Annotated in this window: 13 protein-coding genes and 1 tRNA gene; 5 read left to right on the forward strand and 9 right to left on the reverse strand. The window is 43.5% G+C overall.

All coding sequences use genetic code 11. The features are described from left to right. Positions 1-45: 45 nt before the first annotated feature. Positions 46-1,161: an HD domain-containing phosphohydrolase gene (locus tag B2337_RS02430; RefSeq protein WP_292414472.1), complete on the reverse strand. Its 1,116-nt coding sequence runs from the start codon at positions 1,159-1,161 to the stop codon at positions 46-48. Positions 1,162-1,404: 243 nt separating this feature from the next. Here B2337_RS02430 and B2337_RS02435 point away from each other — a divergent pair, with 243 nt between their 5' ends. After that, the gene (locus B2337_RS02435; RefSeq protein ID WP_292414471.1) at positions 1,405-1,773 is read left to right on the forward strand and encodes a sirohydrochlorin chelatase; all 369 of its coding nucleotides are present in this window, start codon (positions 1,405-1,407) and stop codon (positions 1,771-1,773) included. Between the two features lie 117 nt (positions 1,774-1,890). On the opposite strand, the gene B2337_RS02440 is transcribed toward B2337_RS02435, so the two are convergent. The 3 genes from B2337_RS02440 to ilvD form a co-directional block, all read right to left on the reverse strand. Beyond that, positions 1,891-2,109 carry a hypothetical protein gene (locus tag B2337_RS02440; protein ID WP_292362086.1) on the reverse strand — a complete coding sequence of 73 codons (219 nt, stop codon included), beginning with the start codon at positions 2,107-2,109 and terminating at the stop codon, positions 1,891-1,893. 148 nt (positions 2,110-2,257) lie between these two features. Then, a complete protein-coding gene (pqqA, locus tag B2337_RS02445) occupies positions 2,258-2,329 on the reverse strand; it encodes a pyrroloquinoline quinone precursor peptide PqqA (RefSeq protein WP_081443609.1) in 72 nt (23 codons plus the stop codon). A gap of 220 nt (positions 2,330-2,549) precedes the next feature. Next, a complete protein-coding gene (gene ilvD / locus B2337_RS02450; RefSeq protein ID WP_292414470.1) occupies positions 2,550-4,223 on the reverse strand; it encodes a dihydroxy-acid dehydratase in 1,674 nt (557 codons plus the stop codon). A gap of 1,248 nt (positions 4,224-5,471) precedes the next feature. Between ilvD and B2337_RS02455 the strand changes: the two genes are divergently transcribed. After that, positions 5,472-6,506, forward strand: coding sequence for a hypothetical protein (locus B2337_RS02455; protein WP_292414468.1), 1,035 nt, complete (start codon positions 5,472-5,474; stop codon positions 6,504-6,506). A gap of 534 nt (positions 6,507-7,040) precedes the next feature. Here B2337_RS02455 and B2337_RS02460 read toward each other — a convergent pair. Continuing rightward, positions 7,041-8,267 carry a phage integrase gene (locus B2337_RS02460; protein ID WP_292414466.1) on the reverse strand — a complete coding sequence of 409 codons (1,227 nt, stop codon included), beginning with the start codon at positions 8,265-8,267 and terminating at the stop codon, positions 7,041-7,043. A 100-nt stretch (positions 8,268-8,367) separates the two neighbouring features. On the opposite strand from B2337_RS02460, the gene B2337_RS02465 reads away from it, so the two are divergent. Next, complete coding sequence (locus B2337_RS02465; RefSeq protein ID WP_292414465.1) at positions 8,368-12,411, forward strand: hypothetical protein; 4,044 nt, start codon at positions 8,368-8,370, stop codon at positions 12,409-12,411. 138 nt (positions 12,412-12,549) lie between these two features. Here the strand turns inward: B2337_RS02465 and B2337_RS02470 are convergent, their stop codons facing one another. After that, entirely contained in the window at positions 12,550-12,822 is a 273-nt protein-coding gene (locus tag B2337_RS02470; protein ID WP_292414464.1) for a winged helix-turn-helix transcriptional regulator, read from the reverse strand. Between the two features lie 138 nt (positions 12,823-12,960). On the opposite strand from B2337_RS02470, the gene B2337_RS02475 reads away from it, so the two are divergent. Together B2337_RS02475 and B2337_RS02480 are read left to right on the forward strand one after the other, a co-directional pair. Next, a complete protein-coding gene (locus B2337_RS02475; protein WP_292414463.1) occupies positions 12,961-13,971 on the forward strand; it encodes a zinc-dependent alcohol dehydrogenase family protein in 1,011 nt (336 codons plus the stop codon). Positions 13,972-14,084: 113 nt separating this feature from the next. Then, positions 14,085-14,161 (forward strand) — tRNA-Arg (locus B2337_RS02480). A gap of 8 nt (positions 14,162-14,169) precedes the next feature. Here B2337_RS02480 and B2337_RS02485 read toward each other — a convergent pair. Genes B2337_RS02485 through dsrE2 form a run of 3 tightly spaced genes read right to left on the reverse strand, consistent with a single transcriptional unit; the run spans position 14,170 to position 16,527 of the window. After that, positions 14,170-15,393 carry an OprO/OprP family phosphate-selective porin gene (locus B2337_RS02485; RefSeq protein WP_292414462.1) on the reverse strand — a complete coding sequence of 408 codons (1,224 nt, stop codon included), beginning with the start codon at positions 15,391-15,393 and terminating at the stop codon, positions 14,170-14,172. A 7-nt stretch (positions 15,394-15,400) separates the two neighbouring features. Further along, complete coding sequence (locus tag B2337_RS02490) at positions 15,401-16,024, reverse strand: DUF502 domain-containing protein (protein ID WP_292362089.1); 624 nt, start codon at positions 16,022-16,024, stop codon at positions 15,401-15,403. 38 nt (positions 16,025-16,062) lie between these two features. Next, on the reverse strand, positions 16,063-16,527 hold the full coding sequence (gene dsrE2, locus B2337_RS02495; protein WP_292362090.1) for a sulfur carrier protein DsrE2: 465 nt from the start codon (positions 16,525-16,527) through the stop codon (positions 16,063-16,065). Position 16,528: the final 1 nt, after the last annotated feature.

Genomic DNA, 16,528 nt, shown 5'->3' on the forward strand with positions numbered 1-16,528 from the left:
ACTCTGAGGAGGTACGGGAGCGTTACTCATGATTAAAGAACAATATTAATCAGCATATTCAGCCTGAATCTGCTGGATCGCATCAATTCGGTCAAAAAAAGCTTGTACGCAACGCGGATCGAGTTGTGTTCCGGCACTTTGTTCTATGTAACGACAGGCATCTTCATTGGACCAGGCTTTTTTATAAGGCCTTTCGGAAACTAAAGCATCGTAAATATCTGCCACTGCCACCACTCTGGCAATAAGTGGAATATCCTCACCTTTTAATTGATTTGGATAGCCTTTTCCATCATATCGTTCGTGATGATGTAATGCGATGACAGCACCAATATGCATATATTTTGATTGACTGTCTGAGAGTATTTCGTGTCCGATCGTCGTATGGGTTTTCATGATTTCCCATTCGTCCGGATCCAGTTTTCCCGGCTTCAGTAAAACGCTGTCCGGAATGCCAATTTTACCTATATCGTGCATGGGGGCAGCATATTCGAGATCTTCGCATTGCTGTTCATCGAATACGCCCAATGCTTCTGCGATAAAACGGGAATATTTGGCCATACGAATAACATGATTTCCGGTTCCTTCATCACGGTATTCTCCCGCTTTGGCCAAACGGATAATGGTTTCCTTTTCTCGTAAAATAATCTGTTCAGTGGCGATTTCAACCTGCCGTGCCAGCCAGTTAGCACGATCTTCGATAATTAAATGCTGTTCATGCATCTGCAACAGATTACGGCAACTGGTTCGGCATTCAATCTGATCAATAGGGCGAGTCAGAAAAGCCGTGGCCCCGGCATCCAGTGCGTCATAGCGCACGGCTTTTTCACTGACGACGGTGATCATCATAATAGGCACACTTTGTAAAGCTGGAATTTGGCGGACACGCCGGATAAATTCTATGCCGTCAATTTCTGGCATACGATAATCCGTTACGATTAAATCAACCTCATGGTGGTCAAGCCATTTCAGCGCCACGGAGGGGCTACCCAGCGCTGTAACATGAATATTGTCACCAATTTGCTGGATAATTTTTTCCAATATCGTTCTGCCGGTGGATTGATCATCAATGATCAATACCTCTTTGGTCTTCTTAAGAATACTCAGTCTCCTTGCTGATTCATAAGGCTTTAAATTGTCAGGACGACCATATTGGTTTGCCAAGACACGTTCCCCATCAAGGTTGCCCTTCCGTCACTTCCCTGCATAGGCAGTTTTATTAACAGATGTCTTATCCTTGAATCCGTGTCTGTTGTTCGGTTTAAATAGAAATCTTTCTTATCTCCGCATTATGCTGGCACAGATCGAAGCTGTCCATCCTATTTAGATAGTCATCATTTACTATTAGCGGTTTGATCTGCATTGTGTTCACATGCAATTCACATCGCTAAGCGGATTATATTTATTATGAAAGCATTATTACTTGTTGCCCATGGCAGTCGCCGTCAGCGTTCCAATGACGAAGTCATTGAGCTGGCCGAAAAACTCAAAACACAATGTGCTCAGCACTATGATATTGTTCAGGCCGCTTTTCTCGAACTGGCAGATACATTAATAGCGGATGGAATCGAAAACTGCGTAAACGATGGTGCAACACACATTACGGTGTTGCCGTACTTTTTAAATTCCGGACGGCATGTAACGGAAGATATTCCGCATGATGTTGATAGTACCCGGGCCAGGTTTCATGATGTCCATATTCAAATTGCTGAGCATATTGGTGCATCAGCAGCGATGATCGATATGTTGAAAACCGCCGCTGTTCCCAAGACCTGATTCGGTTCAACTGTTCTGTAACTACAAAAAAACCGGGCTTCAGCCGGTTTTTTATAGTGGTTGATAATCAATTCAGGTGGTAGCTATAGAGGAATAGTGTACTCACACAGCTCTCAATCAGGGTTTTAGGAATCTGGAGGCAATAATCATAGAGTCTGCTGGCCTGTCACGCTGAACCTGCCACCCCTGAGCCAGAATGTAGTCCAGCGCCTGCTGATGACTTTCAAACTTTTTATCCACGGTTTCTTGTATTCCATCAACATCCTGACGGATAACAAAAAAAGGCTCAGTTGCGGAGCCTGCCTGTTCAATGCGGCATTGCGGAATAGATGACATCGCGGCTCTCCAATATTTGTTAAGACTTAGTTAAATAAAATATTCTACAAATGCAGTATAGGGGTTCTGCAAAACTGAAAGAACACCTATAAACACCAGATACAAAAAAGCCCCTTTGAAGGGGCTTTCTGTTAGCGCATTTTTGCGTTTAGCGATTGCAAATGTACATGGTAACTTCAAAGCCGAAACGCATATCTGAGTATTCTGGTTTAGTCCACATGATGAAACTCCTTAACGAGAGAAAAAACTATTTGCTACAGTTCACATATTAAACATCTGACATCAGTTGCAACAGCGGATATTACCTATTAGGGGGCAGTATTTTCCTTAACCGCTGTTTGACGGATTGGAAAGTATCTATATCTATGATTATTAATAAAAATTATCGATTTATATGATTCCCGTTTAGGTATAAGCATTTGAGGTCTGTGTTTCTGTGCTCATAAATTTTTATCCGTCACTGCGCCTTCAGATGCCGAAGAAACGGTTTTGGCATATTTAGCTAAAAGCCCCCGGGTGTAGCGGGGGGCAATAGGTTTCCATGCCATGCGTCTTTTTTGGATCTCGCTGTCGCTCAGGTGAAGGGTTATTTCAGCCGTTTCTGCATCAATAGTAATCTCATCGCCGTTTTCAATCAGCGCGATCGGGCCGCCATCAAAAGCTTCGGGGGTGATGTGTCCGACCACAAAGCCGTGGCTTCCACCGGAGAAACGACCATCGGTGATTAAGGCAACGTCGTTGCCCAGGCCTTTGCCGATTACGGCGGAAGTCGGGCTGAGCATTTCCCGCATGCCAGGGCCGCCTTTAGGGCCTTCATAACGGATAACGATGACATCACCTTTTACCACAGTGCCATTTATAATGTCCTGCTGGGCCTCTTCTTCAGAGTGGAATACCCGGGCTTTGCCAGTAAAACGTAAACCTTCTTTGCCGGTGATTTTAGCGACCGCGCCTTCAGGGGCTAAATTGCCTTTGAGAATGACCAGATGGCTGTCTTTTTTGATGGGGTTCTCAAATGAACGAATAATATCTTGATCTGCAGAATAGGGGGCCACATCGGCCAGATTTTCAGCCAGAGTTTTGCCGGTCACCGTGAGGCAATCGCCATGCAACAGACCTCGCGCCAAAAGCATTTTCATCAAAGGTTGAATACCACCGATGGCAATCAGTTCCGACATCATATATTTGCCGCTGGGACGCAGATCAGCCAGTACCGGAACTTGACGGCCGATTCGTGCAAAATCCTCTAACGTCAATTCAACATCCACGGCATGCGCCATTGCTAACATATGTAAGACGGCATTAGTCGAACCGCCCAGTGCGACCAATGTGGTGATGGCATTTTCAAAAGCCTTTTTGGTCATGATGTCGGTAGGTTTGATATCCTGCTCCAGCAGAAACATCACTGCAGCGCCGGCCCGGCGGCAATCCGCTGCTTTTGAGGGAGAGATGGCTTCCTGTGCTGAACTGTTCGGCAGGCTCATACCCAATGCTTCAATCGCTGAAGCCATGGTATTGGCGGTGTACATGCCGCCACAGGAGCCGGCACCGGGGATCGCTGTTTTTTCAATCTGTTTTAATTCCGCCGAGGACATATCCCCCCGGGCATGCTTTCCAACCGCCTCAAACACCGACACAATATCCGTATGATTCGCGCCAGGTTGAATGGTCCCGCCATAAACAAATACCGCAGGACGATTCAGACGGGCCAGGCCGATCAGACAGCCCGGCATGTTTTTATCACAGCCACCGATGGCGACCAGTCCATCGAACCCTTCACATCCAGCAACAGCCTCAATCGAATCGGCAATCACTTCACGGGACACCAGTGAATACTTCATGCCAATCGTGCCATTCGCAATACCATCAGAAATGGTGATGGTGTTGAAGATAACCCCTTTACCACCGGCTTCGTCAGCGCCTTCGCAGGCAAAGTCGGCCAGCTGATTAATGTGCATATTACATGGCGTGACCATGCTCCAGGTCGAGGCAATGCCAATTTGCGGTTTCTGAAAATCAGCATCATTGAACCCGACGGCGCGTAACATCGCTCTGGCAGGTGCTTTACCAGTACCATCTACCACTTGGGATGAATATTTTCGTGTCTCTGTCATTGCTTGACCTTTCGAATTTTTAATTAGTAGCCCTGACGTTTAAATCAGATTAGCCAATAACCAATTTTATATTAGATCGTGGTATAGACCTTATCAGTTCCTGTTCTAAACAGACAGTTCGTATCCAGGTGAAAAAAGAAATACACCCAGCTTAAAAAATAAGGTGGGTAAAAGTGATTTGCGAGTGCTGTTATAATTGCCGCCGATGTCCCCGTAGCTCAGATGGATAGAGCGTCCCCCTCCTAAGTCCTCCGGGTGGGTATCGAAGGATGTCGGTACTACAAGGTAATCCCATGAATTTGCTGTGCTTATGACCGTTCTTCCGGTCACTATCCGGCTTAGCCATCACTATTAAAAACTGAAATATATTCCATTACTGGCTTGTCTTATCAAGCCTCTCGATTTCATTTCAAGAATTATAGTGTCTGCGGGCACTTTTCCTCTAATGCACCGCCAGTCATGGTTTAAGAGTTCAATCATTATCCCGGTTCCCCTTGGTCTACATCGCTTATCAGCGTAACTATTGAGCTTGTAGATTGTATTCTGCAAGGCTTGTTCGATAGTTATAGTTGAGCGTGGTGGTAGGTCATATACATAACAATGTCTATCTTCTGCTCTTAGAAGAGCATCACTCTTTGTTTGGGAGATGTAATTAGAGTAAATATCAAAACATACGTTTCTCTTGGTGGTTGAGTGATATTTGCTGATAGAGAAGGTTAAAGCATGATTCAGTTGTTCTTGGGTTACTGCTTCTGTGCGTTCTACAATTATTTCCAAAGTTGGAAGAATCGGCCCCAATGGAAGGTGTATATCTGCCACAGAGAATAATATTATTCTCTCGTAATCAGAAAAATCTATATTTCGAAAGTTAACCTCCTCGAAACAATCAACAAATGCCCATCTTTTCACTGTTAAGTCCCTATGATTTTTCTTCTTTATCAAGAATGGAAGATACCAAATTAACTGCCGGAGTGGTGTTTTTGAGGCTAAGAAGGTGACCAAACATCAACGTCACATATAATTTTGCTCTGTAAACCCTGTTTAACGTTGACCTTAAGTTGATCTTAGCCCCCAAGCGCAAAAAAACTCATAAGCTTGTATCCCATCCGCAGAGGGCTTTTTTGTAACCTTTATGTACCAATGCATAGCGAGGAGTTTTGTTGGCAATGTTACTTCTCCTATTCCAATGCCTAAAAGTGTGTGAATAATTAGTTAGCTTCTTTAAATGAAATATAAAAGGAGCTCAAAATGAAAGATTCACATGAAGAAACCAATTTTAACCTGCAAGACTTAATGGATTTAATTGAGGAAGAATCAAAGGAGAGTAAAAAAAGAAATCGGGAACGAAGAAAGTTGGGTATTCCCAATCCTGACGATCTCTTTTTTATGCCAGAAATAAGTATCGACTTGGATGAAGATGAAGATAGAGAGGAATCCAAAGAGCTTTACTACAATAAAGTGCATGAGGGGCAGGACAATAATCCGGGCATAAAGCTTTCAAAATATTTGAAGGATTTAACGCAAGTAAAGAATTCTGAAAGCAGAAAAAATCTTGAGCGTCGTTTCAATATGACCTCGTCTGAATTAATGGAAGAACTTAATAGTATCTCCCCAAGATCTTATGACGAGGTAAATCGTTTAAATTTCTACATATGTAATATTTTACTATCAATGCGAGACATAGCTCCGCGTCGAAGGAATATGCGGCCTACAGCCTCTATTAGTATTGACGGGTGGGACGAGACAGTTACTAATTTTAACCGAGACGTTCAAATATTCGATCTGGAGTGGATTAGAAGAAAGTATCCAGATCACAGAGCCACCAGACGCTTTGACAATCTATTTTTACATGTGATGAAGTCAAAAGAGTTTGATTATTCCCATGCATTCCGAGTTGCCTCATCAAATTTAACTGCCGAAAAAAAAGCACAATTTATGGCATTAACTTTTGAAATGCAGATAGAAACAGTTGTAATTAAGACAAAGAACGTAAAAAAAATGCTTTCGAGAATAGAACAAAAAATTGATGGCGTAAGGTTGGACCTAATAGATGCTGCAACACAGAATCCACATCGAGGTGCTAAATTAATTAGCAATCTTGAGGATAGATTGAATATATGGAGAAGTGCTTATTTAACACTAAGCAGATCACCAACTGCTATGGCGGATATTTATAAACTTCTATCAGGGGAAAAAATAACTCCGAGTAATTTTATGAAAAAGTTGAAATCTACCAACGAAGCTCTTGCTGAGGTTGATAGTAAATTTCTAATATCCCTCTAGTTTAGTTACCAATTATGGAACCAGTTATTACACCAGTTATTGATTTTAAGTGATTGTAATTTATGTTTTTTGTTATGAATGTGTGTGCTAAGAGTATAAAAGAAATAAAGAATAAATCTTAAGAGTGGAGCGGCACGGCCTTCGGCCTTAAAGCCGCTCTGCGTTTTTTTCTAACTTTACTTCCGAGTATTGTCGGCTCTATAAGGCTGTTTTTCCGGGAGGTGGAATTTAAAGGCGGCATCACCTTCAAGTACTTCGGTAATTTCTAGGACTTTTTATTTTCCGGATGGAATTATATCTTCTGCTTGGTGCTTCATGTCGGGGGAAGATAAGTCAGAGAGGGATTTTTGAGTTACGATTAAACCTTACCCATAATATGCGGAATGAGGCGAATTTCAGCCGTAAAAACCCCATTAGAACGATCTGTATGATCATTATGGGGCCTTAATTTAATTGGGTTTGTAGAGGTGTAGCGGGAAGAAATTAATGCGTCTAGAAAAGACGTTCAGGATCGTTTAATTAAACGAATGTTGTTTATTGATTTAACACAGCAACAGCATCAATTAAACGTCCCGGAGCTAAGTGAGCGTAACGGAGTGTCATTTTAATATCACTATGACCCAGTAACTCTCTTACGCTGTTCAAATCGATACCTGCAGATACCAATCGGCTCGCAAAGTGATGACGTAAATCGTGTAAACGAAAATCGTTAATTTTGGCTTCACGTAATAAAACCTTCCATGCTTTATCGATATTCGTGAAACGTGAACCGTTCTTTCCAATGAATACAAATCCGGTTTCACGTTGGGTTTGTTTTGACCACATTTGTAAAACGTTAAACGCTTCAACGTTAAGCGGGATATAACGTGTTTGTCCGGTTTTTGATGTATTACCAATAACCGTTATTCGCTTATTAACGAAATCCACATCTTGCCAACGGAGATTAAACATTTCGCCACGTCTCATGCCGGTATTCATCAATAGCAATATCATCGGATGAATGTGATCGGCATAACCGCCCAAGATCGCTTTTAAGCTCACGAAACGGCCACCAGCATAAAAGGGGTTAGATTCAGCTAAACGACGATCACGCGATCTCAGGGAAGCTCTGAGACGTGCTTCTTCATCAGTTGAGAGATAACGAACGATCGCACGACTATCCGACTTCTGTTTTTTTACCTTTGCGATCGGATTCTGCTCAATAACTTCCCATTCGACTGCTCTGTTGAACATTGCTTTGAGCGTACCGATATATCGGTTGGAGGTGGTCGCGTTTAAACCTTCTTTGTGACGTTTTGCCCGCCAGCTTTCAATATCCCATGCAGTTACTTTATCCAGACGCTTACTGAACAGATGCTTGAATTGGTTAAAAGGAAGTTTTGCTTTGGGTGCTTTGTGGTGTGTGGTAAACCAAGGCAGATAAGTGTCGTTAATGAAATCGCCCAGCTTTGGCACTGGCTTCACTTCACGGGCTGTTTGCTTTTCACGCTGAGGGTCACGACCAAGCTTAACTTCGGCGTAGAGCTTTTCAGCAATCTTACGAGCGGTTGGAATGGATAGAGCTGGGTAGGTACCCATCGTGTAACGAAGCCGACGACCATCGGGAGCGGTATACATTAGGCTGAAAGTCATCGTGCCAGAGATATACAGCTTCAATTTAAAGCCGGGAATTACAGTATCCGTCACCTCAAAATGCTTATCAGTTTTGGTCTGACTGAGCTTGATAGCGAGGGAAGGGGTAAGCTTCTGTTTATAGTCCATGATCGGCTCTGTGGCTTGATTTAAGACAGTTTAGCAAGCCTAGGTAGGAAGCCAAGGATGGCGTTTAAGTAAGCTTTCGTTTAGGCTCTGGAACGATGAAATGTACGCAAACCAAAATTACACTATGACACGTGACTTCTATCTACCACGTAAAGTTTTAGTTTTAGATAAGACATACACTGAAGATGAGCTTCTGGCAGACTCAAAATTCATTGTTGTTTTGGCTGAGCCTGGTGCTGGTAAAACAGAGCTATTGAATAGTCTTGCTAACAAATTAGGAACCTCTGCTGTAACGGCAAATTTTTTTGGTCATGTAGGGGCTACTACGGAGAGTTGTCCGCTGGTAATTGATGCGTTTGATGAGTTAGCCAAAATAGATAAAACTGGAATACATCAGATATTGGTTAATGCTAGAAAATCAAATCCCACTCACCTTATAATTTCCAGTCGTTCCAGTGAGTGGGATGCAGCTGCAACACACACATTCAAGGAATATTTTGGACTTCTTCCCTCGGTAGTTAGATTGTGTGAGTTAAATGATGCTGAACAAGAAGCTATCTATGAGCATCATTTGCAAAGAAAAGATTTCTCTTCGTTTCAGGCTGAAGTGTCTCGCTTTGATCTCGAAACTCTACTTCCAAACCCACAGTTTTTGAAATTGTTTGCTGATGCATACGTAGAAAGCGAGGGACATTTCAAAGACAAGCGTTCAATTTTTGTTCAAGCAGTCGAACGATTAGCAAAAGAGGTTAACAGCACTGTAGCTCGGGTTGGTTCGCAAATCTCGACTAATCAAAAAATAGAGATCGCATCTGAAGTTTTCGCCAAGCTATTGTTGTCAGGTGCTGAAGGGGTTAGTACTACGGAAGTGGCAGAGGACAGGATTTACCCTCTACTAGCTTCACTTTGTAATTATGGTGCTAGTGCGGAAGCTATTCTGGCAACTCGACTTTTTACGCTCAGTGATGTTGCAGATCATCATCGTCACGTACACAAAATTGTCTCCGAGTACTGTGCTGCAGATTATCTAACAAAAAGAATAGCAAATTCGTCAGATCCTCTTACATTGAGCAAATGTTTACCCATTATTGCTCCAAATTCTATCGTAAGAGATGAGTTACGAGGTTTGCTGGGCTGGATGGCAGCATTGGGTAATAAGCCAATCCAAGAGGCCGCAATTGAACTTGATCCTTATGCTGTACTTGCCAATGGAGACCCCTCACAGCTTATTCATTCTTCTAAGCGATTGCTAATTCAAAAGCTGAAAGAAATCGAGTCTATTGACCCATACTTCAGAAGAGGCGACTTTTGGCGCAGGTTCAGTGTTGCTGGTTTTTTCACAGATGAAGTTTTGGATGAGATCAAACCACTTCTGTCGGCCGGAAATAATGGTCAGTTACGTAATTTGATACTGGAAATGTTGTCTGGGTCACCAGCAATCAGGTTGTTGAAGGAAGATTTGCGCCAAATAGTGCTACTGCCATTGGAAAGTGAATCTAATCGCATCTTAGCAAGTAACTGCCTGCTAGATTTAAAGGATTGGGAGATAAGTGATGACTTGGACGCTTTAATTTCTGAAGCAAGTCAACCTTCATTGACCGTTGTTGCTAACATCATCAAAAGAGTAGGGCCAGACACATTCGAGTTCACATATCTAGTTGAATTTTTTCAGGCTTGTGTGGGCCTTTACCCTGAGGATCCTAATCAACGAGAACGAGTGATCGGTGGGCGATATTTCATAAATCAATTAATTACGAGTCTGACACCGGCACTGGTCGAGAGGCTCCTAGATAATTTAACTAAAGATTTAGCATGTAGGTGTGGTAAGAAATATATCCAGTGTTATTGCAGAAATGGTATCAGCAAGATAATTGGGTTAATGCTAGACCATTACTTCGAAGTGTCGAATCCACCATATGAACCTGGACGTGTCTGGCAATGGGTTGGAAACCTTAACTTTCACAAACAAAAGTCATCTACAGATAGCCATTCGGTTCATGCTCTCCAAGAAAATGATGAACTTCGCCAAGGTATCATCGCTTATGTGTTCCAGAGCATGACAGACCGAGACCAGATATTTAAGACAAAGGTACAAAAGTTTAGTGCTCGCGCCCACAATGGCCTGTGCTTTAAACCTGACGACTATCGATTTATAGCCGATTTGGCATTTGAAAATGATAACCTGGATTTATGGGCAAGTTTTATAGCAACTCATAATTTTTATAGAGATAAAAAACTAGGCTCTGACAACTTACGTCGACACATGCGTGAGCAAGCTTCCATGAAGCAGGCATTCATGCGAGAGTGGGCTAAGTCTAACCTTGCTGCAGAACGATACAAAAAAGACGAACTAAGATTGGATTTTAGGCATAAGCGAAAAGCAAAACGTCGTCTAGTAAAAGAAAACAAGGTTCGCGTTCACAACATCAAATATGTTCAAGACAACCGAGAACTGGTAGAAGGTGGCCGTCATTGGAGTTTGCTGGTTCGCTTTGCTGAGTTGGCGCTTAATAGTCCGGACAAAATTGAGCAGGAATTTGGCGATGAAAGGCTTGTGAGAAATGCACTCAGAAATTGCCTCGACTTTATCGACGAATACGTTCCTGATCTTCAGCGACTCGCTGAGCTTCAATGCGCCTCGCAGGGATTATACTCAGTAACTATCCTCTTTGCCGCTTGCTTAGAGATTTTGAAGGCTGAGGGGGATTTGGAAGAGGTTGACCTACGTCTTTTAAGGGCGCTTCGAACCAATATCCAGATGGGCTATATGGCCATATCTGAAGAAGATAGAGAGAATTTACGAACTGAAGTTGATCGACTGATTTTTCCTGACATCCGGTCCGCTGAGGACTTTCTTAGGCAGTATGTTGAACCACAATTAGCACATGAGGGCTGTCCAAACCCTCAGGTCTGGATGCTTCGAAGTGAAGATATATTCACTGGCTTACGCTCCGCACTTTCTATTGAATGGCTCAAAACATTTGATGAGATAGAACTTGCAGCACTAGATACGCTTTTTGAGATAGCGGCAAAAGAAGTTTGTCGCGATGAGTTAAACAAGGTTATTGCGGAACGATGTAAACATTACATGACTAGCTTTCCCGAACCATCTGGTGATGAAGAAATTGAAAATAAGCGAACATTTTGGTTAGTTCGGGCTTGGTATTTTCTTACTGAGCCACCCCCAACATACTGGGGTTGGCTCAAAGCTGATAAAGACACTTTAATTATATTCGAAAGACTAGCTGGGCGATTTAATCGAAGTGAGCGTCCATATTGGCCAAAGCTGACCTCAACTAAAATTGAAGCTATTCTTGAAGCCTTTATTGATAAATGGCCTAAGGTTGATTTGCCAAACAATTGGGGTACAGGCAGTCCTAAAGAGGAAATTGCATACCGCTTCTTGACCGATATTATATGGTCTATCGATTCTGATGATCCAGATGCTGCGATTCCTGTGCTTGAGAGGCTTCTTGCTGAATCACGTTTCATAGATTTTCACAATGATTTGAAGAGTATTCATGCTGGGCAAATTAGAAAGAGAGCACTACGCGACTTTAAACCACCCGAGCCAAGGGAAATTGTTCAGACTTTAGACCTTGATGAAATAGTGACTGTCGAGGGATTGCGTCAACTGATTCTTCAAGAGTTGCAAGATTTCCAAAAAGTGCTCTGTGGAGGAGAGTTCAACTCGGCCGACCGGTTTTATGAGAAAGGTGAACGGTTGGGTGAAGTTAGAGCGACGGAGATTATTGCTGAACGCCTAAACCTCAGACTGGAGCCCCGAGGCATTATTATCACCCCGGAGCACCAATTAAAGTCTGCAAATCGATGTGATTTTACTGCCTCCAAGATGATCGGTGGTAGAAGACGATTGCTTGTAACAGAGGTCAAAGGGCAATGGCATGATGAATTATATACAGCTGCTTCAGCACAACTACATGAGCGCTACTCTATTCACCCTGATGCCGAGCATCAAGGCATTTTCCTTATAATATGGTTTGGTAGTGATGAGAAAGTAGCGGGTCGTAAAAAACATGGCATCGGCAGTGCTGATGAGCTTAAAAGCAGATTAGAAAAAACACTGACATCTGAATTAAAAGGGCTAATTGACGTGTTTGTTTTGGACGTTTCTAAACAATAGCAGAGGACATACAGCCGAGCCGCCGCCGGTCGACTTCTGTTCAACTCGAAGTCCGCTTCATAGCTATGACCACGGCTGTTATAATTGCTGCCGATGTCCCTGTAGCTCAGATGGATAGAGCGTCCTCTAGAAGATAGACTAAAGATTATTTTCAATCGTCCAATATTTTAGTTCTTCAAGGATAGTCAATGCACTCAATCCTCTGGCTGCAATGGTGTATTGGACGGCGACAGGTTTGCTTGAGATCACTTTTCTGGTGATAAGTTTATTTTCTTCCATTGCCTTCAACCTCTCTGCCAGGACTTTTTTACTGGCCCCAGCAAGTTGTCTCGCAATTTCATTAAAGCGCATTGGGTGATCTTTCAGGTGCCACAAAATTGAGCCGGTCCATTTATTACCGATAATTCTCATTCCCCTCTCAACTGGGCAGGGTTTATAACACGTCTGCTTGTTTTCGCTCATGATGATTTTTAGGTTACAAAAAGTTAACTGGTTGACTATTGTAACCTGAATGTTAGTTTGTATGTTTCGACAAACTGGAGAACATACATGAAAGGTAAATCAATTTTCGTCGAAGCGGGTGGTGGCTTTGATAAAGTCAGCGTAGGGGAAACAGAAGCAAAATCACCAAGAAGCGGCGAAATTCTGGTCAAACTTCATGCTAACTCGCTAAATTATCACGATTATGCCGTCGTCAAGGGACTCTGGCCTGCTTCAGAGAAAAGAATACCGATGGCTGATGGTGCCGGTGAAGTAATAGAGGTGGGACCGGACGTGACCGAATTTAAGGTCGGTGATAACGTCGTCAGTACCTTTTTCCCATCTTGGTTAAATGGTGAACCTGTCGTTGATGGTTTTGCAACGGTGCCGGGTGATGGTGTCGATGGTTATGCCAGAGAGTATGTCACAGCAAAGGCTGAAGCTTTCACCAGGTCACCCTCAGGCTGGTCTCATATAGAGTCAGCAACATTAACGACAGCAGCCCTGACGGCATGGCGCGCTTTGTTTGATTTTAATCCGCTCAAATCCGGTGATACTGTGCTGCTTCAAGGTACCGGGGGCGTATCCATTTTCGCCTTACAGTTTGCCAAAATGGCTGGTGCAAAAGTGATTGCAACTTCATCTAGTGAAGAAAAACTCAAGCGGCTTAAAGCGCTGGGGGCGGATCATGTGATTAATTATAAAAAAGAACCCAAATGGGGCAAGCTGGCGCGAGAGCTCAATGATGGTAAAGGCGTTGACCACGTCATAGATGTTGGCGGGGCTGAAACATTGGAGCAGTCACTCAGCGCCATCCGTGTAGGTGGTCAAATCTCATTAATCGGTATCCTGTCGGGACAGACCTGCGACATAAATATCGTGAAGTCATTTGTAAAGCAGGTTAGGCTTCAGGGTGTGCTTGTCGGCAGCAGAGTCCAACAACAGGAAATGATCAAGGCTATCGAGGTCAATGAGATGAAACCCATTGTTGATCGTATATTTGCTTTGGAAGACATCGTGCAGGCATTTGAATACCAGGAGACGAATCAGCACTTTGGTAAGATATGCCTAGAGTTTTAATTAAATATCAAAGCCCCTATTGAGGGGCTTTTATTATTTGTGTCCGGTCGGCATCCGTTTGGATGGTTATGTATTCGTCTGTCGAAAACAGCCCTGTTATAATTGCCGCCGATGTCCCCGTAGCTCAGATGGATAGAGCGTCCCCCTCCTAAGGGGAAGGCCACAGGTTCGACTCCTGTCGGGGACACCACTGAAAATTCAGTAGATAATCTGTAATCGGGACTGAAAAATAGCCGGCGATACATTGGCAAATTCGCCACCATCAACTTTCAGGACTTTCACATATTCATTACTAATACTAATGTTTTGATTCAGTAACCAGTTTATCCCGATAGTAAAGTTTCGCTGATGGCCACCGGTAATCGGATGATCCGTTAAATCCAAATCACTTAATCTTACGCCTAAACGCCAGGCCCCCCAGCCACCATGTTGAATAGAATGCGCAGGTCTTAAACGTCCGAAAGTGCCTTTTTCATGGTTATAAGGTTGTGATTCACCGCTGACAATCCAGGTCAGATCAATATGCCAGCCACTAAAATGAATAGTATTGCCGGGTTCTATTTTGCTGATTCGTGCCTTTCCTATATGACTATAGATATATTCAGCTTGCAATGCCCAGGGGCCTCGGGCGATGGCAGATTCTATTCCTATATAGGTGTAGCTATCGGCAATAAAGGTTTGGGTATCGATTAATCTGATATCGGTGTTTCTGGTTTCGGGACGTTGACGAAAGCGAATTTCTTGCTGGCCGTCAGTATTTCGATGCGCGATTCCCAGGCCAAAATGCAATATGCTTCCAGCATCGCTTTTAGGGGCAAATGTGATGCGGGCAGATGTACCGAATTTTGTATCATTTCCGCTGCTTTCGGTGCCCGTAGTGAACAGACCGGCAGCAGCCGTCCAATGCGAAGTGTGTTTGTGAAACTCCATACCAAATGAGCGGGGCGGTGTTAACTGGCTGGCCAGAGAGCGTTCCATAAAGGCCAAATCCTGCACACTGGTCAAGCGTTCCATGCCAAAGGGCTCTTTAAAATGTCCAACAGTGAATCTGCTGTTGTTGGAGCCGGTATATCTTACAAATGCATTTCGAATAGCGGAGCGATCATCTCTGGCAAAGTCATAGGTGAAATCGATTGATAAATACTGGCCTATTTGGGCGCCGCTTGAGAGCCGGGCACGACGAATATTCCATGCATTTTGAAAATCAGTTTCTCCATCGTTATCAAAAACACCGCGATCAAACTGCAGGCGCATAGCGTTTTCAAATTGCAGGTTTTGATTTTGACTGCTGTAACAAAATAGTGAATCACAAGGTTGGTTAGCGGGTTCAGCCAAGCTGAGGCCGGGGAAAAGTAATAACCCCAAAATGTAGTAGCCATAGGGACCGTAAGAAAAGAATGACAGTCCTTTGTCAGAAACCATTTAAAAATTATTTCTCAACAATGATCTTAGGTTGATGGGTTTCGGTTTCGCTATCAGAGAGACCGGCTGTCAGAATCCAGCGCATGGTATCTTCATTGGACATTTGCAATGATTTCACTTGATCACGTGACACACAGACAGTATAGCCGCCAATCTGATAACTCAGCGGTAAGTACACCGCCACCAGATTATTTTCTTCACCTTCCATTTCCAACAGATGAGTGACATCTTCTTTCACCAGAAAGCCAATAAATTGCACACCGCCAATGGTGACGGCAACGGCGTGATTCAGGTTTTCCTGCTGCTTTTCACGTGAGAAGAAGCGCGTAAAGTCACGAAGTGCACCGTGGATGGATTTAACCAGGGGGATCCGATCTAATATTGACTCACCGATGTCGAACAGGCGTTTTACCAACCAGGCATTTACAGCGATACCAATAACAAAAATCAAGCCGATGGCAGCCAGTAGTCCCAGACCGGGCCAGTAGAAGTCATAAGGTAAAATGGCAATCATCAGCGGGCGTAACACACGTTCTGCCGATACGGCCAACCAATAGATAAGATAAAGCGTCAGTGTGACCGGCAGTACCGTAGCCAAGCCTTTTAAAAAAGTCTTCCAGACAAATTGCATAATGCGGCTTCCTGTTCAGTGATTAAAGATTGCCTGGTTCAAATATAAAGTGTGATATCGGCTTCACTGGCAAATTCCAGAAAAGTGGCCGCACCACCATGACTGATCCCATCAATAAAATCGGTATTTTTAAAGTCAAACAAATCCACTGTCATTTGACAGGCAATGAGTTCAACATCGGATTCCAGGCAGATATCTCGTAGCTCAGCAACACTGGCCACACCCTTCTTTTTGAGTTTCCGCTGCATCATCCAGGTGGCAAATGCCTCCAGGCCGGGAATAATTTGCACAATGCTTGGTACAGGAACTGGCATCGGCATTGCCGGGTTACCCAACGGTGAGACTTTCAATGACAAGTCTTTTTTAAGTAGTTGCAGGCCATAAAAGGTAAAAAATATTTTTGCTTCAAAACCCAAAGCCGCAGCGGTTGATGCAAGTAGAAATGGTGGATAAGCTCCATCCAATGTCCCTTTACTTGCGATGATGGCGAGTTTTTTGGCCATA

This window comes from Methylophaga sp. UBA3192 (genome assembly GCA_002363955.1).
Classification (GTDB): Bacteria; Pseudomonadota; Gammaproteobacteria; order Nitrosococcales; family Methylophagaceae; genus Methylophaga.